This is a genomic window from Cytobacillus kochii, from assembly GCF_044790165.1.
GTDB classification, from domain to species: domain Bacteria; phylum Bacillota; class Bacilli; order Bacillales; family Cytobacillaceae; genus Cytobacillus; species Cytobacillus kochii.
On record NZ_CP085254.1, the window covers coordinates 2876861 to 2897843 of the forward strand.

Genomic DNA, 20983 nt, shown 5'->3' on the forward strand with positions numbered 1-20983 from the left:
AATCTCATGGAGAGTCCATTAATTATTGCGTGGAGGTCGCTTGCCCCAATATTGATAGTAGTCTGTTTTAATAAACCCATTAAAAAGTTTTCTTTTCTTTGTTGCAGGTTTTCCAAACACTTGTTCAAATTCTTCATCAGAAGTGAGGATATAAATAGACCATGTATCAAGTAAAGACAAAGCTTCACCCATTTCTTTATACATTCTTTGGACTGCTGGTTTATCACCTAACCGCTCACCATATGGCGGATTTCCTACAATGACACCGTAGTCCTTTGTCGTTGTAAAATCACGTACTTGCATCTGTTTAAATTGCACAAGATCGCCAAGTCCCGCTTCAAAAGCATTCTCTTCAGCAATTTTTACCATACGATGATCAATATCCGTTCCAGTAATGTCTAGTGGTTGATCATAATTAGCAAGATCTTCCGCTTCCATTCTTACCTCATCCCAAACTTTAGTAGGGATAATGCCCCAACCTTCTGAAACAAATTCTCTGTTAAAACCAGGAGCGATATTCTGCCCTATTAAAGCAGCTTCAATAGGAATCGTTCCCGACCCGCAAAAAGGATCGACAAATGGTTTGTCTGGATGCCAATTAGTAAGCATGATCAGTGAAGCTGCTAAAGTTTCCTTAATTGGCGCTTCACCTTGTCCAGTTCGATAACCTCTTTTATGCAATCCACTTCCACTCGTATCGATTGTTATTGTTGCTACATCCTTAAGAAGAGCCACTTCAATCTTGAACAACGGGCCATTCTCATCTAACCAACCATCTGTTTTATAATGATGCCTCAATCGTTCGACAATCGCTTTTTTTACAATCCCTTGACAATCAGGAACACTGAATAGTTTGGACTTAACCGATTTACCCGAAACAGGAAACTCTGCATTTTCCGGAAGAAATGCTTCCCATGGTAAAGCCTTTGTTTTCTCAAATAATTCATCAAAAGTTTTTGCTTTAAATTCTCCCACTTTGATTTTGATACGATCAGCAGTTCTTAACCACATATTGCTTCGTGCAATCGCATGCGCATCACCTTCAAAAGTGATTTTTCCATTATCAACTTGACATTCATAGCCAAGCGCACGAACTTCCTTGGCTACAAGTGCCTCTAGCCCCATTGCAGAGGTTGCAATCAATTGAAATTTAGACACAACGTTCATCCTTTTATCTCTTATTCGATCTCGCTTAACAGCAAGTTTACACAAAGTTTATTAAGTCTAAGCGTATAATTTTGTTTATTAAAGTACACCTAATTAACTGATTTCTATTCTTTAATTGAAAGAAAAGCTCTCCTTATAATAGGAGAGCCTATAATTTCTTTTTTTTACATTAATTCCGTTCTGTAAGCCATGTTTTGTTCTACGTACTACAAACGGCAATGTATTGCCTCGTACATAGTGGTAATCATCTATCTACAGACGAATACGCCTGTCCTTCCTATCAGTTCATTTCCTTTAGGAAAGTGCCCCTACCATAATTTGGGTTTCTCACTCGCGGGGTTTACCTCGTTCCACTCTTCTCATTTCTGAAAAGACTTCGTCACTGTGGCACTTTTATAGGTATTCATACCCTATCTTTAAAAAGACTTAGGTATTTTCCCTGCCGTCAACTGTTAAAGTTGCCCTAGCTTATGTCTTCGCCAGGCACGAACACTACTGGCATCTCAGCCTGTGTGAGCATGGACTTTCCTCTACAATTTAAAAAATTGCAGCGATTACCCGAACGTTATTAATGATACAACGAATATTATATGTAATATTCTTATGAATAGCAAGGGCTTTTTTGAAAGTCACTAATGTTTAATTAATCGTACAATTTACTCCCAAATACATGCTTCTCTAAATTTGATAACCTTTTAAGGATATCAAAATTTGTTGTACCAGCTGGTTGAGAAGCTGCTTGAGGTCTTTTATTATTAGACTCCTCAAGTTCTTTTCTTAATTTCAAGTTTTCATGTTGTAATTCTTCAATTTCAGCGTGGAAGGTTTCATAATCTTTAATAATTAAATCTAAAAACTTATCTACATCTTCAGGTTTGTAGCCTCTCATGGCGGTTTTAAATTCTTTTTCTAATATATCCTTACTCGTTAATTTTACTTTATCAGATAGCATTATACTCACCTCTAGTATCGCCAATAGTATTCTTTATTTTTTCAAATAACAACACTTTTGTCAATTTAATTTATCGGTTTCACGCGTTAAAATCCATCTTGGGTCATTTGATCTTCTTCTACTATTAATTGTATATCATAAAACGAGATTTGATGTATGGAGTAATTTTCTTTATTTTGATAATTAAGTGCCTCTTCAAATAAATATTTGGGAGACCCTTCTTTTTCCGTATCATAAAAAAGGATAAGACAATCACTCTTCGATAGATGAAAAATATTCTTCATTTTAAATTGATTAGGATTTTCATAAGGCTTACGCGAAACTGCATCAACATAATCAGCACTTGCTACAATTGATTCATACAATTCCTTATTATCTTCTTTCCAATTCCCCTCTACATTTAAAAAAGGCGTAATCACACCTAACTGTAAGTGTTCAAATCCTTCCTCCTGCAACTCGTACACGACCTCTGCAGCCCATAGCTCCGTTCCAAGCTGCCCACTAATGAGCACCCACTCTAATCCTTCATCAAGTAATGAAAGCAATTGTTTTTTTATTGCTCTTTTGATATACGTCACTGCTTGTTCATCTTTTTTAAAAATTCCTAATTCGAAAGGCTTATAACCTGATACAGTGGTTACTTTTACCAATTTTAACTTCTCCTTGCGTCTATTTCAAATTCATATTAGCCTAATTTTAACATATTCCCTTATTTAAATCGAAAGATTATAAAGGGAAGACAAGGTATCTTTCATTTTAAGGTGATGATGCCTAGAAATGATAGAGCTTCTCTTGCTTACATTTCGAACCAATCTTTTCTAATAAGTGAACTTTGTAAAACCAGCTTTATCTTTATTCTTTGATTAATCGTCTATTTACGAGGAAGTTTCTCAGCTTTCTTTCCTTATTTTGCTCATTGTTCGAAAGTTTGGATAACTAACCGAAATTCAAATCATGATATGTCCTTCAAATACATATTGTATATTCTTTTCACGCGCTTATTTCAATTGCATTAACGAATAGTAAAAAGGACCCATACAATATGATGAGCCCTTTAATGATTCATGTTCAATATCTCCTAAACCTTCTGTTGAAAGGATGAACTGGCAAAGGGCGATACGATACTTGCCCATGTAAAGCCGGTACTTCTGAAGAAGGATGATTGAAATGTACATGCTGATAATTAATATGTTTCACTGTTGTCGTATGACTGGGATGAAAATGTGGAATAATGATGGTCTCATAAACATGGTTAACATGATGATTAGTTGGATGAACAATCGGTTGCAACTCATTTGGTTTAGGTGAAAATTGGTGCATAAAAATCTCTCCTCTCAATCGATAAAAAACCTTTTTTTTCATTCTATGAGAAGTTAGGAAATCTGCCCTGAGAAATACACCTATAATCGCACCCAAATTATTTCATTATATAAATAGTAAACTATAAAAACTATCCTTCATCGTGGTCATAAACACGGCAGTAATAATAACGACAAAAAAGAAAATATATAAAATAGCTCTATACATTTAAATATCATCCTCGCAATTAGCATTCATTTCATACACGGAATATTGTACAAGGAAATATCTTATAAAACAACTAAGAAAGTTGTCCTTTTTAGTGGTGTTTTTTTACAAATATAAATACGAATGACACAAACGAAGTAAGTCTAAAGTCTTATAAAATTTCAGACAACAATCAGACGACAAAAAACCTCGCCTCTTTCTATAATAGGATTGAAGAAAGAAATGGAGGTTTTCCAATGACAAAGATATGGTCAAATGGCGCAGCTGTTGCTCAAGTAAGAGTCGCACGTCCGACAAATCAACTAACAGAAATAGAACGGTTTTATTGCAGCGGTTTAGGGTTACAGAAGATAGGGTCTTTCCAAGGTCATAGTGGATATCAAGGTATAATGATTGGTTTACCAAATGCTAGTTATCACTTAGAGATAATCCAACACGAATCTGGACAGCCTGTTCCTTCGCCTACAGTAGAAGACCTATTAGTTTTTTATATTCCTCAATTATCAGAAATCCTAGAAATAAAAAATAGGTTGCATGGCATGGGATACCACTCTGTTTTACCAGAGAACCCGTACTGGGAGGAGAAGGGTTTCACATTTGCAGACCCTGATGGCTGGGGAGTCATTTTAATGAATACTTCAGGTATATAAACAAAAAAAGATTCACCGGGACAATTATTCATCCTGGTGGATCCTTTTCTGTAATTTCCTTATGAGTCTTTCACGCCGTTTATACAGACCCTCTTTTTGCTTTTTATATTTCTCTTTCGTTTCTATTTGCTTAAACGCCTTATCTGTAAATTGTATCGCTCTCATGAGATCAGGCAGCCTGTGTTCATATATTTTTGCCAACTCAACACATGCGCTAAATTTTTCTTGGTCATCGCCATCTGAGGAAACCATCAGCCATAACTCTGCTGCTTTAGCCCATTGCTTTTTCTTTTTCAACTGCCAAGCTAGCTGATGTTTCGCTTTTATACCAGCTTCATCATTCATTTGTGCTAATTCTTCATACCCCTCTTGCGCTTTCTTGATTTCACCAATAGAGCTAAACCACCTCGCTGTCTCATAGGCTTCTCTTGTGGTTTGCTCTTTATCTAACCCTAGTAATTGGTTAGACAAGTGGATATATAATGTGATCAGTGAGAGGATGTCGATTTCATTATGTTTCATTATACCTAGCATGCCTTCAGGGTTTTTAGTATCTAAATAATCAAAGTAAATCATCGGCGCAAGATAACCTGGGATATCATCCTCTCTTTTTACTCCTAATACTTCTCTTTCAACAATAGATAACTTCGTCCGCTCGAGTTTATGTTTCCATAACCTTCTTGAAGCATGATATAAATCAAAATGACCGAAAGGCGGTAGTTTGGGTAAATGTTCTCGAATTAATGTATGCCGTGTTTGTAACTGGGGCCAATCAAACGCTTTACCGTTATAGGTCACCATGGTTGTATAATCAATCGATTCTAAGAAGCTTTTATATAGAGCGATTTCTCCTCCAGGGTCAGGTAATATATGTTGCTTTAATGTGACGCCTTTTCGACTCACGCTCGCATACCCTAATAAGAAAATCGTATTGCCCACTCCACCTCCAAGCCCTGTTGTTTCAGTATCAAAAAAGAACAAATCCTCTGCTTGATGGCCTCTCGCTGTTAACGGGTGACACTCGGTAGTTTCGTTCCATTTTTCAATGACCTTGTATAATTCTTGAAAGCGGTAATTTCCATGTAAATAATCTAGGGGGTAATGAATTTCTCTAATGAGACAAGTACTACCTTCTATATCATGATAAGGAGAAACATGGTGTTGTTGCCATACGTCTTGGAAAGGGAAAACGGATGGGGACTTCTGCTCTACTTCTACTTTTTTCTCGGTAGCATGAGACATATGTGATTGTAAACGATTCAATTTATTTTTTAATGACACACTTCTCACCTACTCCTTATAGCCATGTTTGAAATAACTTTAACACATCACCTTTAGCTGTCTCAGAAGAAAGATCTGTTCCAACACAAGAAGGACAACCCGTTTCACAAGGACATCTCTCAATCATTGAGATGGCTTCTCTTATTAGTTGATCAATTTCATCGTAGACTTTCTCACTTAATCCTACACCGCCAGGGTATTTATCGTAGAAAAATAAGGTTGGTTTTTCATTATGAATAGCTTTTACTTGCGGAACGACATGAACGTCCGTCTGATCACACATAACGAATAATGGCACGATTGCTTTAAGGGCATGAGCGGCTCCAATTAAACCTTGCTCCAGTCGTTCTTTTCCGAACATCAATCCTTCTGCAAAAAAGGTCACCCACGTAGCACTTGTGTGCAATTCTTCTTCTGGTAAAGAAATGGGTCCAGAGCCGATGTTATCATGCGTATCAAATTTAATTTTTTTAAATATCGTTGCCATGGCCGTTACACTCACATCACCATAGCCAATCTGTTCGTTTCCAATTCGCTTTGTTTTATCTTCCTCTAACACTTTTAATTCGACGGCTAAATTGGCGTCTGTATAATAATCAACTGCCACTTCTCGTACAAAAGCTTTTTTCTCTTCCCAATCTAAATACTCAACTTGAAATTGAGTACCTTGGTGGAGGTAGATGGCTTCATCATGTAACAATGTCATCGCCGAAAAACGGTCCATCTCACCAATCACCTTCACATTCGCCACATCTGATTGATCGATTATGACAACATTCTCTTGCGATGCAGACCGTAAACTGACATTATGAGCTGGAAAAGAATCATTCATCCAATAATACTTCTCTTGATTTTCGTGCAGTACCTGTTCTTCAGATAAATATTCTAATACTTCTTCTGTTTCAAAGCGACCAAATGACTCTCCTTTCTTAAAAGGCAATTCATAGGCAGCACATTTAATATGATCGATGAGAATAATTAAGTTATCCGGATTGATTCTTGCTGTTTCTGGATTTCGTTTAAAGAAATAATCAGGATGATCAATGATATATTGATCTAATGGGTTTGAGCTAGCAACCATAATGACGAGTGATTCACTATGTCTACGCCCAGCTCTACCAGCTTGCTGCCAAGAACTAGAAATTGTCCCTGGGTAACCAGTCATAATACAAACTTGCAGCTGACCAATATCGACGCCAAGTTCGAGTGCGTTTGTACTAACAACTCCATAAATCTCTCCATGACGCAAACCCTTTTCAATCGATCTTCTCTCAGATGGAAGGTAACCGCCACGATAACCTCTGATTGCTTTCGGTCCAATCTTATGCTTGACTAGCTCTTGTAAATACTTGAGTAATACTTCCACTCTCACACGGCTTTTGGCAAAAATAATCGTTTGCACTTTGTTCATTAGCATTTCACTTGCTAGCCTTCTTACCTCGAGTGTCGCACTTCTCCTTATATTTAATGGCTGATTGACAAGCGGTGGATTATAAAACACAAAATGTTTACGGCCGCTCGGCGCACCATTATTGTCAATTAATTTCATATTTGTTTCTGTTAACTCTTCTGCAAGTTCAAGGGGATTGGCAATAGTCGCAGAAGTGCATATAAAAACGGGTTTACTTCCATAAAACTCACAGATTCTTAATAATCTCCGTAGAACATTGGCTACATGAGAACCGAATACACCGCGATAAATATGTAATTCATCAATAATAATAAAACGAAGATTTTCAAATAATGATACCCATTTCGTATGATGTGGAAGAATTGCTGAATGAAGCATGTCCGGATTAGTCATAACAATATGGCCAGCTCTTCTCACTTTTTGTCTTATATTTGAAGGCGTGTCACCATCATATGTATAGCTATTAACGGAAAGAGATGACTCTTCAATCAATTCATTGATTTCCATTTTCTGATCCTGAGCAAGTGCTTTTGTAGGAAATAAATATAGGGCCCTTGCTTGTGGATTATTAATGATAGTCTGCAATACCGGCAAATTGTAACATAAGGTCTTTCCCGACGCTGTTGGTGTAACAGCAACAATGGACTGATGAGCCATAACAGCATCGTAACTTGAGCGCTGATGAGTATACAGACGGGATATTCCTCTTTTTTCTAAGGCGCTCATTAAATGAGAATCTAGTCCAATCGGCATATCCGCTACTTGCGCTTCCTTCTCTTCCAAAGTATGCCAATACGTTATTTGTTCTCCAAATTTATCGGATTGCTTGAGCTCTTTAATCAGTTCTTGTAAATTCTTTTTCACCTTCACGTTCTTCACCTCATCACTTTATTCTAGCGAATAAACGTTCGCAGAAAAAGGTTTTTTTACGATTTATTTATTAGAATATTATTCCATCTAGCCTATTTGAGTTTTAAAATCACCCAAACTTTATCGAGTGCATAGAATAAAAGGAAATGTTTGATTGATTTGGGAGGGAGTTACATGAGTGAAAAAAGAAAGGAGCCGTTCGGAGATTTAATGAAATCCATGAATCAGTTTTTTCATGATAAACCTGTAAAAAACTTCATGCAGACAATGGACGACTTTTTTAAAAATCCGTTTCCTTTCGCTACTTCTTTTCATGTAGAAGTAAATGAAAACGCCGAAGATTATATTATAAAAGCGGAACTGCCAGGCATAAACCGTGAACAAATTGAATTGAATGCCATTAATAATTATATTAAAATTACGATTCACCGACTCGATATTGAGACGCGTGAAGATGACTTACAGCAAATATATCAAAAAAAACAGGCATTCCAACAATCAACTAGGACGATCCCTTTACCTTTTATTATTGATGAAAGCACCATTCAAGCTTCTCACACTAATGGCTTACTCATCGTAAAAGTGCCTAAACCAAAAGGTAAAAGGATCAACTTACAATAATATAATGACTGTAGAGCAAGTAGTAAATCTATTTTCTACTTGCTTCTGTATTTAACCACTGATTAAAAGCTCCTGAAGGTACACTGAAGTAGTCTCGTGTAAACTGAAGGAAAATTTCAGTATCTACTTCTCTTCCGGCAAACTGTTCGTAAAAGGAAGATAAATATTTCTCACCTACTTCTTCGGGACTAATCCCTCTATAAGCGTAATGTTCTTCGATTAATTCGATTATTTTCCAAGCAGGTTGTGCATTTAATGTGGCTTCATGTTCAACCTCATTGATATTGGTATTGGATACTTGGCTTCCATTCACATGCTCTTCTAATGCCCCTAATTCTTCTTGTAGGTAAGCCAAAGCCTGTTGCTTACGTTCCTCACCTTGATCAACGCTGTATTGATAAGCAGCTAAATGCGATAGACCCGATCCAATCCAGCTATCCTTTTGAGGGTCCTGACTGATAGCCGATGCAAAATAGAGAGCAGCCACCTCTTTAGCTAATATATATGGATTCTGAGCACCTTCTGCATTCAGCATGACCATCCCAGGCACACTCTCAGTTTCCAAGGAATCGCTTATAAAAATATCTACTTGCTTAAATGGTAGAGGTGCTATCGCCTCTTCAAAATAATCAAAAACTGCTATAATCTCTTCTTCAGCTAATTCCTTCCGTGATGGAGATTGTTGCAAAAAGCTAACCTGCGTATCCTTCTGTGTAATCCTTTCATTTTTCTCCCAATTATCAGACACAATAGAAAAGGAGAAATTCTTCACATCATCAATGGCAACCTCTTCCTTGTCATTCTCAATAGCAGAAGATATAAATGTATATCCTGTTTGAAGGTCATAACTCACTTTAAATGAAGACAATAATGCATGATGATGATGAATATATGGATTATCTTTTGTCGCTTCTGCCCATCTTCCGTTTTTATATGGTGCTAATGCAAAATACCAGTCTTGGAAAATATCAGCATCCTCTATTCCTGTCATGCTATAGTTAAATTGCACATCAAATCGACTCTCGCCTTGCCATTTTTTAGGTAACGTAATGTAATAAACGCCATCCTTTATTTCATATGGTAGATTTTCCTGGTTTACAATGATTTCATTCAGTTCTAATTGAGCTAAATTTCTCGGTGCAAAAAAAATGAGCTCTTTCCATTTATCTTCTGATTCGTTCTTAACTGACACTTCTTCTTTCACTGTAAACTCATTTTCACTTACCATGGAAAGCTCTAAAGAATAGTCTCCTTTATTTTCATTTGTTACACCAATTTTCGAATCACTATATTGATTAACAAATAGACCCCCTAAAACAAATAATAAAAAAAGGATAGCAAAACCTACTTTATGTAAACTAAAGTTTAGTAATCGCTTTTCTCCTAATCTTTTTCGTGTGGGTCTCCCTTTTGGTTTAATTCCAGTTTTGATCCAAGGCATTCTAGCATAATCTGCTTGGAATTTATTTTTTAACCCCGCGGTTAATAAGCTAAAAGATATCGTGGTTATTAACAAAATGATAAGTGGCACCATTAAAATATATTGATTGCCCATCAAATTCTCTCTCGCTTGCCCAACAAGACCTGATAATTCTTTTGTAACCGATAAATAGATAACAGGATCATTTCTAACAATCGTTCCGCCGATAAAAATATTTAATAAAGCTAACTGTCCCATGATTGTAATCACATAAACAATTTCCATTGTGAACATCACAAGTAATGATTCTTTTAATTGGGGAAACACGTTACGCCATAACAGCCTCCACCTCTTTGCACCAAGAGTCATTGATGCCAAAACAAAATCTCTTTTATAAATTTCAGCTGTTTTTTGCCTAACAGAAGATACGATACTAGGAGTACCAACAAGTGAGGCAATAACGATGAAATACGCTATAAGAATAGGTGTTTCCAATATAGAACCAAAATTAATAGGCAACAAGCAGAAATATAAAATTAAAAATGCAGGTACATAACTCCAAGCTCCTTCAAAAGCGATAATGAAAGACGGTGTTTTTTTCCATGTACCAATAAACATCCCTAGTACTGTACCGATTATCATTTTTATAGTAGCAACCGCAATGGCAATCCACACCGTATATCGCAAACCATAAAGTATCATTGACAATAAATCGTACCCCCACCGATCAGTCCCTAAAGGGTAAGCCATTGATTCAAATGGTTTTAATGGGGGTGAAATGACATCGCCATCAATATACTTCACCTCTAAAGCCATGAAGATGGAGTGTGGGGCTATTTTCGGACCAAATACCGTAAAAAATAAGACAATCGTTACACTAACTATCCCTAAATACAATGCGTAATTTCGATTATATACCTTATTCATAAATAAACCCTCGTTTAAATAAATAAAGTAAAAGTCTAATAGCTAAAAAGACAAGTAGAGAAATAATTAGCATACAAAAAAGCCCGATGGCAATAGGCTGAGGATCACCAAAACTTTGAAAAACAAACTTGGTTAGACCTGAGACGTTGAGCAAATATTCCACAATAAATAAATTACCGATGGCAAGGGATAATACTTTCACTAAGTCAGCAGTGAGAAACGGCTCAATATTTTTATACACATGCTGAAAATTAATACGATCAACTTTCAAGCCTTTCGCTACAGCTGTACGAATATAATCTTCTCCAGCTATTAAGAAGTACCTCTCAGAAATCAATTTAAATAGATAAATAGAAGGGGCAATCGCAACAAGAACCATCGGGAACCAAATATTCAATGCACCCCCATTCGGTAAAAAGGAGACGACTCTAAAGCCCGTCCATTTATAAATATTCACCGCGAAGAGTAGAGCAAAAATAATAAAAATAAAATCCGGGATGGTTGAGATGATATTCATCATGACACGGAAAATTTTTGTTAAGTAGAATCGACTTAAGAAAATACCGAATAATAAACTTAATAGAATTGAAAGTAATACACCCACAAAAACAATATAAAAGGAAGTGAAAAAATTATCTCCAATCTCTGAAGCAATCGACCTTTGCTCCATCCCTACATAATATGTACCTAAGCTGCCGGTGCTCAACTCTTTAAAGAAATTTCCTACCATTGATGGAAATCGAGCAAAATTCAAACTAACCGTACCATTTGCAGGGTCAACTAAAACGATTGATGGTAAAGTTGCTAGAAATAATATAAGAAAGATGACGATAATCATTTGCTGGATATAACGAACCATTTCTTTCCCCCTTCTGCTTCTTTCGTCATGCTAACTATTTTTCATCTTTCCTCCATTATTGTCAATATTTTTTTTGACAATTCCCCCATTTCCGAATAAAGGACTTTTCATTCAAATTTATATTTATTAAATAGCTTTTCAAATGGAAGAAAAAGGGCGGCCAAATATTACTGTGCATTACCTCTTTTTTATGATGTCATGTCTGATACGAGTCATCATAAAAAGCCATGTGATTTTTTGCGGTCACATGGCCAAAGTAAGTATATGTCTGCATTAATCCAATTAATAATTGCCACCTTAAAGAACATTGCCTTTTACTTATCCATCAATGAACCTTATGATCATTTTATTAGCATTTAAACCCTACACCTTAAAGAAACCACCGACCCCTTTTACCATTGACGACACTTGATTAATATATCTTTAAGTTTCCTTACGTTGTATTTAATCACCTACAAAAGCATTAAACTCGTTTGTTTTCTCGTGAATGTTTAGAGTACGTGATATTTGTGTGGTCAAGCTTATTATTTTAAGACTTGACCACATTCTTTTATTTTATGGAAGAAAAGCGAGATTATTTTACTTCATCAAACGTATAAACTTCACTCCTTATTCCAGATAACATCACACTTAGTTTTTTCTTTCTATCCTCGGTGGTGGTAAAAAACAATAACTTAGGCACACTTTCTTTTATGCTGGGTAATAACTTCTTATATTGTTGAATCTTCTTTTTGTTATCGATCATTTTTCTCTGGTTATCTACTTCAATTAGATGCATATACCCATTTCTATTAAATACAGCGTCAGCGATAATTTTACGCTTAGACACTACTGGCATATTTCCAAATGATATACCAAAAGAATTAATTGTCTTTTCTTCAAATTCAATGGAATATTCGTTTTTCCAATCATGTGGGCATTTAAAGTAGATATATACTTCATTTCGTAGAAATGTGTGGTCAAGTAGACTTCTTTTATTTTCTTCTTTTATAGAACCAATTAATTCTCTTCCAGCTTTATTAAGGTGGATTATTTTTCTTTATTATGAAAAGACTCATTAATGTATGGCGATAGTTGTTTAACTACTTTGCAAGCATTTCTATATGATTTTAAGTCATGAATGACTTGCAAATGTTTTATTTTTACTATACACAAGTGATCAATTGTTGTTAACAAACTTTCAATCCTACTTTGTGTTGATGATAACATGTTGTAACCCCTCCAAATGTTTGAACATAAAACTGTCATTAATATATGGAACCTGAACAATCCTGTTTTTTTCAACTTTATAAATAGCTCTGCCCGGTATACTTGGCAATTCCTCTGCCCCAACATCATCTAAAATTACACGACTACTTATTTGGGCAGCAGCAACAAATGATAATCGCGCAACAATATTCATCTTTACTTGCATGGGGACCGCTTGTGCAGTGGTGTATTGTGTGCAAAATATTAATCTATAACCTAACGCTCCACCAATACGCGCAATCTCACTTAACGCACCCTGACAAAATTTCGCATATTGTTTAGCTTCTGTATTACTACCTACAATATCGGGAGATAATTCGGCACCTTCATCGACAATTATAAATGTCCGTTGTTTAATTGGAGTATCTACACTGTTTGTATAACGCTTAGAACGCATATGCTTCTGTTTAAGCTTTAATTGTTCCAGTATCCCGAATAATAGTCTCTGCTGATTCAACTAGATCACTCGCGACTGTTTTACTTGCGGTATATCCTCGTACATACCAAACTCCATTCCACCTTTTAAGTCGAGGATAAAAAACTCTATATTATCAGATTGATTCATCAGCAATGTATAAAATGTTCGTTTAATAAATACGGTTTTTCCGTATCTCGTTACTCCTCCTACTTTTTTTTAGCTAAATTTTTATTGGTAAAACTTTCATTTTCATACTCAGAATCATATATAATTAATTACAAAGATTGGTGGATTGTAGTTCCATCATATTAATAAGATATCTGTTAATCATTATATTATTTGTAAAAAATTATATTTTTTACATACCAAATATTGTAGTTTAAAGAAAATTATGTTATTTTTACACTCGTAATAAACAAATAATGGAAAGTATGGATGAAATACGAAAAAGAAAATGACAAAACTTATTTGCTCGGTATTGGCAGTTGGTTCAATTGGACTAGGTGCAAATACAGCGTTTGGTGCCTCTTTCGGAAATTCTTCTAGTGGAGCCTCTACTAAAGAAGTTCTTGAAATTAGGTATAATGGGGCTGCCTGGAATTACTCTAGTTCGTCTTATAAGTCTACTTCGTTTAAATACTCACGAAATGGTAAAACTTTGCTAAACAAAACCGCCTATTCTAGCAAAGTGACAGGTTCTGTTTGGGACGATTTAAGATGGGGAGACAAGTATACTACAAAATTTTCTTGGAGTCGTGGAGCAAAAAAATAATTTTCTATAATTTTAATATTCATAATTTTTTTGAAAAAATCCAATATAATATAGGAAATCGTTCGGGCCTGATAGGTACTTTTCTACAGGGCCCGATTCGACTTTTAAATCTTATAAAATACCGCATTACTTTAATTATGAATAATAACTACGTAGTTGATGTCAACTAAAAGGTGATACTATTGAAATATTCTTTATTTAGATTTATCGACGTTATTGAGGCGTTTGCTATCTATCTAATGTGTTTTTCTACAAATTTAATATTTATTTATGTACAAACTTTGGATTTAGGAGATTCTTTTATTTTAGAGTCTTTTTTAGAAAGTATTATAGAGTATCAAATTGTAATAAATATTTTTCTTACATTTATTATGATAGTATTTCACTATCAATTTTTAAATCGTAAGAAAACAGAAATATCCTGCCGAATACTCGTAGGAGATGCAATGGTAAATGTTGTAATTCGATATATCTTGAATAGTCTAACTATATTAGTGTTTAGTTTTTTACTGTCACTCTTATTAAACTTCTATTTAGAGTTGAATGTAACCAGTAATCTCTACTTAGTTTTTATTTTTATTATATATATATTAATTAGTGCAGCTAAGGTGGAAAAAGAATGAGAATTTTACGTTTTTTTATACTTAGAATATTTTTAAAAAGACCGATACTTGTTTTGGGTATGATAACATTACTTTTTTTAACCAATTATCTTTCTTTTACAACTGTTCGTTCAGTTATATCAACTTTTCAAGGCTATGGAGAAATGGAAAATCTAAATCAAGAAGGGACTATTATTGCTAATCTAGACCCAGATAGTGAAGCTGATTTCAATGAAATTAATATAGAAGATACACAAAAAGTATATGAATACTTAAACAACAATTACACTTATGCTCTGCGAGTCGATGGTTTTGTTACTTCATTACCTAATGAACATAAGATGGAAGTTCCTTTCAATTATATCGATGAAGAGGCTTATAAGATAAATCAATTGAAATTATCTCAAGGAGACCACTTAAACTTCAATTATAAATTTAATAAAGATGATATACCTATTTTAGTAGGTGCAGGTTTGGCCACAACATATCCTGTAGGGTCAAATATTGAGATTACAGATCCTGTGACCCAACAACTAGTTAATTTAAAAGTTCAAGGAGTCTTGAAGAAGAATACTCAAAGTTCTAATTTTTATGCTCCCAACTCAAAGAATTATCATAACTTTTCAATTTTTCTACCTATTAATGAAGAATTTATTCAAAATGCGGGTCTTGACCTCCACGTTAATGGTTTAATGGACCTTGTGCTTCTTGATTCGACAAAAGAAGAAGCAATGAATTTAAGAGAAAATATCAAGGAAAATGTAGGTTTAGAGTTTAACTTTTTTAATCAACAAGAAAACTTTGATTTCTTTGAAGATTATTATTTAAATTCATTTATAATCATCTGTACTATCACCCTTATTTTAACTATAATCATTGTAGGTCTAGCTATATGGAATAATTTGGTGAGTGTTCGATTAATGATAAGAGATTTTACAATCAATTTATTAGTTGGATTAAGTTATTCCAAACTAAGAGCAATTTTCTATAGCTATTTTGGAATATTGTTCTCTATTATTCTAGTCATATTATCTGTGATAACCGCTTATAATAGATACGGCTCTTGGTTAAGAAACGATTCAACTTTTGCTACTTACGGAATATTTGGCTTAATAAGCATGGATTGGATGGCTTTACTTATTGTTCTTTTTATAGATGTTATTATTGCATTTGCGATTGTTGAACTTACGATGAAAAAAATTAAAAGTATTCCGATATCCGTAGGGGTGTTACAATGAATAGTATAATTAAGCTAGAAATCCAGAAAAAAACATTTAAGAAGAAAGGTTTTTCTATTCTAAATGACTTTGATTTGGAAGTGAAACCTGGGGAGAGACTTTCTATTGTAGGAGAGTCTGGAGTTGGAAAAACTTCTTTACTTAATATCCTTGGCCTACTTGATACAAAATATCAAGGGAATTATAGGCTTTTTGATTCACCTGTTAAGGATTTATCACGAAATAAACTAGCTGAGTGGCGTAATCAAAAAATTGGTTTTGTTCTCCAGGAGTCCTCGCTTATTAATTCTTTGACCATAGAGGATAATATTAAATTGCCGCTTATGTATGGTAACGTTGAAAAAAATCTAACTGTACAAGAGCGCTTTAAACGGATTACTAATAAAATTGGGATTGAGCCCATTTTGAAAAAAAAACCACTTGATTGTTCTGGGGGCCAACGATCTAGAGCCGTTTTTGCTAGGGCCGTAATTATGAATCCCCAAATAATTTTATCAGATGAACCAACTGCGTCTTTAGACTCGGAAAATAAAGAGAAAATTATCAATCTACTATTTGATATGAATAAAGAATTTAATACTACTGTTATTACAGTGACTCATGATTTAGATGTAGCCAATCGGCATGAACGTATTATTACTCTCGAAAGGAATGAATAAAATGGGGTTCATTGCAATGATCATGTCATTTATCCTTGGCATATTCTTCACCATTCTTGGCACTTCTCGTAGAAAACGGCATTTTTTATACAAGTTTTTTTTAGTACTAGGAATCATTCTCATACTTTTTGCTGTTTATCTAGCATGGCCTAAATAAGAATCATAATTACATATAGCACATTAAATGAGTTATATTTAGTATTGGTTATAAAATCTTGGTTGCCCAATAAGATTCACTAAAACTCTTTTCTGCTTATGAGTTATGGGTGACCCTGATTTTGCTTTATTGTAAACATCTGTTGTTATTTCTTTATACGTACTGTTGGGTATATCTAGTTCTAGTTCATCAATAATTTTAATTAATGTTTCAGCACTTAAAGATTGTAATTGGTCATAAACCCATTCTATTTGCGAAAGATATGACATTTGTTCACTTCCTTGCTTATCGCGTTTATTAGTCCTCGTTTAATTCAAATGTAATGACTCCCCATTCTCCTTTTCCTTGATACCATTCAATATTACTTTGAAACACTCTTTTATATCCTTGTTTAGCAATTTTCATTCATCCGTTCACCTAATTCAGAAGGTGTAAGACCAAAATATGGTAATATATAGTTAAAAACTTGAGGTGCGATAACTTGATCAACATAATATTAATTATTTTCTTAGCATTAACTTTTTTTGCCTCTATTACTGCATTAATTAATACTCATAAAATCCTAAGAGATCTAACAACGATAAAGGATAAACTAGGAATTAAAGAAGATAACATAAGTTCTAATTCTTTTTTTAAGAATGATCTTGATAAGGATTGATAAAATCGTGAACTTTATTCCAACTACTTAACGAAACATAATACAAAGTCTATTTCTTAAATAACTTACATTACATATAACGCGCCTGAATTAGAAACTGGACAATTTTATAAACTAAATCATCCACAGCTTCATCTATAATGTCCTGATTAATCCCGATGTACCTCATAGTGACAGATGGGGATGAATGATTAAATATCTGTTGAAGAACTGCAACATCCTTATACTTTTGATAAAAATGATATCCGAATGTCTTTCTAAGGGTGTGCCTGCCGATTTCATCTAAGCCCACCTCTTTGGCAGCAGTATTTAATATCTTCCAAGCTTGCACTGGGTGTATACGGGCGTTTCCTCTTCTGGACTTAAACAAAAATACTCTGCTTCCTCTTTCTTAACGGTAAAATCCGTAATATGGCGCTTTAGATCGTTGTTAATCTTAAACCGTTTCAATTTACCAGTCTTTTGCTCAGTTATAACGATATGGTTTTTGTTTCTCACATCACCTACCTTCAACTTAAGCAAATCACTTATTCTAAGACCGGTATTAATCCCTAATACGAATAAGAAGTAATTCCTTTCATGCTGGTTCATCAAGACTTCTTTCATTGCAGCAACTTTCTCTAAATCACGTATAGGTTTAACGGTGTTCAATGCAACAACTCCCTTTTAATATTCTTCTATGGCTTCCAGCACATACCGGCATGAGAAAGGGAGAAATTTTCGGGTTAACTTGGGAAGATGTTGATGTTGATTTTGAATCTAGAAAATTAAAAGTCAATAGAACTATATAAAAAAACAGGAGAATTTCTCTTGCAATCTCCCAAATCACCTTCATCAGTTAGAACAATATATATGGATGACGATCTTATAAGAGTTTTAAAAAAGCAAAAAGTAAAACAAAACATTGAAAAGATGAAGTTTGGGACTGTCTACAGAGAACATAATATGGTTTTTGCACAAGAAACGGGCGAGTTCATAAACACCCTACTGCAGTAAACCAATTATTTTCTCGCTTCATTAGACAGTCCAAGCTCCCTCAGATTAGGTTTCAAAACCTTAGACATACCCATGCCACTATTTTACTACAAATGGGCGTAAACCCAAAACTAGTGGCCGATAGGTTAGGACATTCTAGCGTTAAGATTACACTAGATACTTATTCTCATGTTCTACCAGAAATGCAACAAAATTTAACAGACCAATTCTCGAAAGCTATGAAAAGTGGTCAAATTGTGAGCAACTAAGTATTGAGGAGCGCTTAAACCCTACACCTTAAAGAAACCACCGACCCCTTTTACCATTGACGACACTTGGTTTACAGCATTCATCATTTGTCCCGCTGTATCCATCATCTTATTAAAATCAAGTGAACCATCTTGTGACTTAAAGCTATTCATAATCGATTGAACATTATTAGGTTGTTTCGCAACAAAAGATTGTTTTGGATACGGGTTCATGGTGTTATATTGGCTTTGCATATTATAAGATTTATTTACCGGCTGTTCATTGGGCTCGAGTGGATTGTGAAAATAATTCGGACTATCCTGTAAAGGGTAGTTTGGTTGGTGATTATTTACATCATGTTGAGGTGGATACATATTCCCATATGGAATTGTCTGATAGGGATAGTTATTCGTGTAAGCATAATTTATTTGAGATTGATTCCATAATGGCTGTTGTTGTCCATTCATTATTGGGTGTGGAACGGACTGCATTACCGGCAGTTGTCTTATTTCAGTAGGGTAGGACATATTAGATTGGTAAGGTGCATAATATGGATTAAAGCTCCATGCAACAGGCATATTTCGTTTACTTTTCTCATTTCTTTTACGGCCAAACATGGGCAAACATCCTCCTTATTCATCATCATTATACTGTATGATGAATAGGCGCATTAGGTGATTATCCTCAATAATATTTGCATTTTAAACAAGATATCCTTCCTTTTCAATCTGTCATTAATTGTTGAACTTTGTCGGAAGTTTAAATTTTTGAAAAATAAACAATCTATTTATTTCGTGTTACTATAAATTTAAAGATTTGTTTTTTCCTACATTTCTTTAAAACTTCATATTTCATCGCATGATTGGATGAGTATCCTTTTAAGATTATTTCATTATTTGGGGGAGGAAGATTCAAATGAATATTCACGAGCTAAAGCAGAAGTTTCAACAAGTGAAGGAAGTTAAGCCAGATCACGCGAACCAACTACTAGATTTCTCTAAACGAGCTTATATCCACAATGAAATTTCCATTTTGGATTATCGAAATCTTGTTCGTGAATTAGAATCATTAGGTGCTGTCATTCCTGAAAGTTTTTTTAAAGACGGATCCCTAATTACTATGAAATAGGAAAAAACATTCATAACTCAGAAGGAAAAAGGAGTCACTTTTTTAGTGACTCCTTTTTCCTTCTATAATTTATACTGAAGCTTGCTCTCCCTTTTCCACTCATTCTGTGTAAGAAAAAGTCGCTCGATTACTTCATTCGCCCAAAGTTCGGACCTTTAAATCCTCAGTCTTAGTCTTGTTCACACTTCACTTTCTTCTACGATTCTTAACAACGTCTCAACAACATATTTTGCAGACTGCAATTGATTTGTAAATCTCGATTTACTTGTTTCAGGATAAAAGGCTTGAATGGAGCATGTTTCAATTTGGTCATAGGCGGAATTAATTTGCATCGGCCACAGCTTCTTCGTTGCTTTGGACTGTAAAAAATGAAGTGCTTCTTCCTGCCATACATCCAACTCTTGTTTCACCTTGTCTGCATAAGGCTTAACTTCGCCGAAAAAATCCGCTTTCTTATTTTCTTTTCTACCATCTATATAGCGCTTCTCTATCCATTCCAAATGCATTAACATCTCTTTTGAGTGTTTGGCTAGCTTGTTCATCATGTTCATCTCCAGTCATTCTGTAAAATCATAGATGAGCTAACCTTATTGTAGCTTACGACAATACTACTCGTAAATGATTAGCGATAACCAAGTTTGTATTTCACAAAATGTGAATCCGTCGTATCTTGTTGATGAAGCTCGTCCATCGGAAATCTTTCTAATTCCTCTAACTTTTTATGACACGCTTCTACTTTTTCTATTTGTTCTTCTTGTTGATTGAACTTTAATTGCTGTAGATTCTTTTGCACAGCTGTCTCTAAAGCCTCCAATTGATTATAGATATCCTCTAGCATGAGTAATAATTCTTGTTTTTCTGTCATATTGGGTTTCATTGACAAGTCATGCCTCCTTTAAGGTCGCGTCTTTGATATAATGTACATTCGCTTTCCTATTTTTTTCTCCTTTGCGATTGACAAAACTAGAACTGATTCGGCAAAGAAAGAAGGATTTTTTATATAATGACCTTCTTTCGACAGCATATGAATAAACGTTTGAAAATATGACTAAACGGCAACACTGAAAAGAAAATGAAACATTTTTGCCTTCTATTACGTCAAATATTACAAAACAAGTACACCTTGTTGGATTAGTGCTTTTTGACCACCCGATTACATCTTGCTTCTGGTATGATAAGGTATAGTTTGTGAGG

21 protein-coding genes, 1 other RNA gene and 1 pseudogene are annotated in these 20983 nt (G+C 34.6%); 6 read left to right on the forward strand and 17 right to left on the reverse strand.

The window, feature by feature from the left end; all coding sequences use genetic code 11:
* Positions 1-18: 18 nt before the first annotated feature.
* The 5 genes from LG276_RS14690 to LG276_RS14710 form a co-directional block, all read right to left on the reverse strand.
* A complete protein-coding gene (locus tag LG276_RS14690; RefSeq protein ID WP_404292236.1) occupies positions 19-1167 on the reverse strand; it encodes a class I SAM-dependent RNA methyltransferase in 1149 nt (382 codons plus the stop codon).
* 178 nt (positions 1168-1345) lie between these two features.
* Positions 1346-1733: RNase P RNA component class B (gene rnpB / locus LG276_RS14695), an RNA gene on the reverse strand.
* A 77-nt stretch (positions 1734-1810) separates the two neighbouring features.
* Positions 1811-2119, reverse strand: coding sequence for a cell division regulator GpsB (gpsB, locus tag LG276_RS14700; protein WP_224937478.1), 309 nt, complete (start codon positions 2117-2119; stop codon positions 1811-1813).
* An 86-nt stretch (positions 2120-2205) separates the two neighbouring features.
* Positions 2206-2769 carry a DUF1273 domain-containing protein gene (locus LG276_RS14705; protein WP_404292237.1) on the reverse strand — a complete coding sequence of 188 codons (564 nt, stop codon included), beginning with the start codon at positions 2767-2769 and terminating at the stop codon, positions 2206-2208.
* A gap of 418 nt (positions 2770-3187) precedes the next feature.
* Complete coding sequence (locus LG276_RS14710) at positions 3188-3439, reverse strand: CotD family spore coat protein (RefSeq protein ID WP_404292239.1); 252 nt, start codon at positions 3437-3439, stop codon at positions 3188-3190.
* 443 nt (positions 3440-3882) lie between these two features.
* Here LG276_RS14710 and LG276_RS14715 point away from each other — a divergent pair, with 443 nt between their 5' ends.
* Positions 3883-4296, forward strand: coding sequence for a VOC family protein (locus LG276_RS14715; RefSeq protein WP_404292241.1), 414 nt, complete (start codon positions 3883-3885; stop codon positions 4294-4296).
* A gap of 24 nt (positions 4297-4320) precedes the next feature.
* Here LG276_RS14715 and LG276_RS14720 read toward each other — a convergent pair whose 3' ends face one another.
* Complete coding sequence (locus LG276_RS14720) at positions 4321-5577, reverse strand: ribonuclease H-like domain-containing protein (protein ID WP_289434042.1); 1257 nt, start codon at positions 5575-5577, stop codon at positions 4321-4323.
* 16 nt (positions 5578-5593) lie between these two features.
* Entirely contained in the window at positions 5594-7858 is a 2265-nt protein-coding gene (locus LG276_RS14725; RefSeq protein WP_224937473.1) for a DEAD/DEAH box helicase, read from the reverse strand.
* Positions 7859-8032: 174 nt separating this feature from the next.
* Between LG276_RS14725 and LG276_RS14730 the strand changes: the two genes are divergently transcribed.
* A complete protein-coding gene (locus LG276_RS14730) occupies positions 8033-8479 on the forward strand; it encodes an Hsp20/alpha crystallin family protein (protein ID WP_224937472.1) in 447 nt (148 codons plus the stop codon).
* 28 nt (positions 8480-8507) lie between these two features.
* Here LG276_RS14730 and LG276_RS14735 read toward each other — a convergent pair whose 3' ends face one another.
* The 5 genes from LG276_RS14735 to LG276_RS14755 form a co-directional block, all read right to left on the reverse strand.
* Complete coding sequence (locus LG276_RS14735; protein ID WP_404292243.1) at positions 8508-10826, reverse strand: ABC transporter permease subunit; 2319 nt, start codon at positions 10824-10826, stop codon at positions 8508-8510.
* Positions 10819-11685, reverse strand: a complete 867-nt coding sequence (locus LG276_RS14740; RefSeq protein ID WP_404292245.1) for an ABC transporter permease subunit — start codon at positions 11683-11685, stop codon at positions 10819-10821. The genes LG276_RS14735 and LG276_RS14740 overlap by 8 nt, the downstream gene beginning before the upstream one ends.
* 574 nt (positions 11686-12259) lie before the next feature.
* Complete coding sequence (locus LG276_RS14745; RefSeq protein WP_404292248.1) at positions 12260-12514, reverse strand: hypothetical protein; 255 nt, start codon at positions 12512-12514, stop codon at positions 12260-12262.
* Positions 12515-12871: 357 nt separating this feature from the next.
* Positions 12872-13390, reverse strand: a complete 519-nt coding sequence (locus LG276_RS14750; RefSeq protein WP_404292250.1) for a hypothetical protein — start codon at positions 13388-13390, stop codon at positions 12872-12874.
* On the reverse strand, positions 13391-13498 hold the full coding sequence (locus LG276_RS14755; RefSeq protein WP_404294434.1) for a hypothetical protein: 108 nt from the start codon (positions 13496-13498) through the stop codon (positions 13391-13393).
* 1244 nt (positions 13499-14742) lie between these two features.
* Here LG276_RS14755 and LG276_RS14760 point away from each other — a divergent pair.
* Together LG276_RS14760 and LG276_RS14765 are read left to right on the forward strand one after the other, a co-directional pair.
* Positions 14743-15963, forward strand: coding sequence for a peptide ABC transporter permease (locus LG276_RS14760; protein WP_404292252.1), 1221 nt, complete (start codon positions 14743-14745; stop codon positions 15961-15963).
* Complete coding sequence (locus LG276_RS14765; protein WP_251161904.1) at positions 15960-16622, forward strand: ABC transporter ATP-binding protein; 663 nt, start codon at positions 15960-15962, stop codon at positions 16620-16622. Before LG276_RS14760 ends, LG276_RS14765 begins: the two co-directional genes overlap by 4 nt.
* Positions 16623-16817: 195 nt before the next feature.
* Here the strand turns inward: LG276_RS14765 and LG276_RS14770 are convergent, their stop codons facing one another.
* On the reverse strand, positions 16818-17048 hold the full coding sequence (locus LG276_RS14770; protein WP_289434050.1) for a hypothetical protein: 231 nt from the start codon (positions 17046-17048) through the stop codon (positions 16818-16820).
* Between the two features lie 459 nt (positions 17049-17507).
* Positions 17508-18088: pseudogene (locus tag LG276_RS14775) on the reverse strand (site-specific integrase).
* A 365-nt stretch (positions 18089-18453) separates the two neighbouring features.
* Between LG276_RS14775 and LG276_RS14780 the strand changes: the two are divergent.
* Positions 18454-18681, forward strand: coding sequence for a tyrosine-type recombinase/integrase (locus tag LG276_RS14780; protein WP_404294437.1), 228 nt, complete (start codon positions 18454-18456; stop codon positions 18679-18681).
* A gap of 21 nt (positions 18682-18702) precedes the next feature.
* On the opposite strand, the gene LG276_RS14785 is transcribed toward LG276_RS14780, so the two are convergent.
* Positions 18703-19278 carry a YppG family protein gene (locus tag LG276_RS14785; protein ID WP_251161907.1) on the reverse strand — a complete coding sequence of 192 codons (576 nt, stop codon included), beginning with the start codon at positions 19276-19278 and terminating at the stop codon, positions 18703-18705.
* 298 nt (positions 19279-19576) lie between these two features.
* Here LG276_RS14785 and LG276_RS14790 point away from each other — a divergent pair, with 298 nt between their 5' ends.
* Positions 19577-19789: a YppF family protein gene (locus tag LG276_RS14790; RefSeq protein WP_095372800.1), complete on the forward strand. Its 213-nt coding sequence runs from the start codon at positions 19577-19579 to the stop codon at positions 19787-19789.
* Positions 19790-19968: 179 nt separating this feature from the next.
* Here LG276_RS14790 and LG276_RS14795 read toward each other — a convergent pair whose 3' ends face one another.
* Entirely contained in the window at positions 19969-20331 is a 363-nt protein-coding gene (locus LG276_RS14795) for a DUF1798 family protein (protein WP_224937461.1), read from the reverse strand.
* 80 nt (positions 20332-20411) lie between these two features.
* Complete coding sequence (locus LG276_RS14800; RefSeq protein ID WP_404409895.1) at positions 20412-20666, reverse strand: hypothetical protein; 255 nt, start codon at positions 20664-20666, stop codon at positions 20412-20414.
* Positions 20667-20983: the final 317 nt, after the last annotated feature.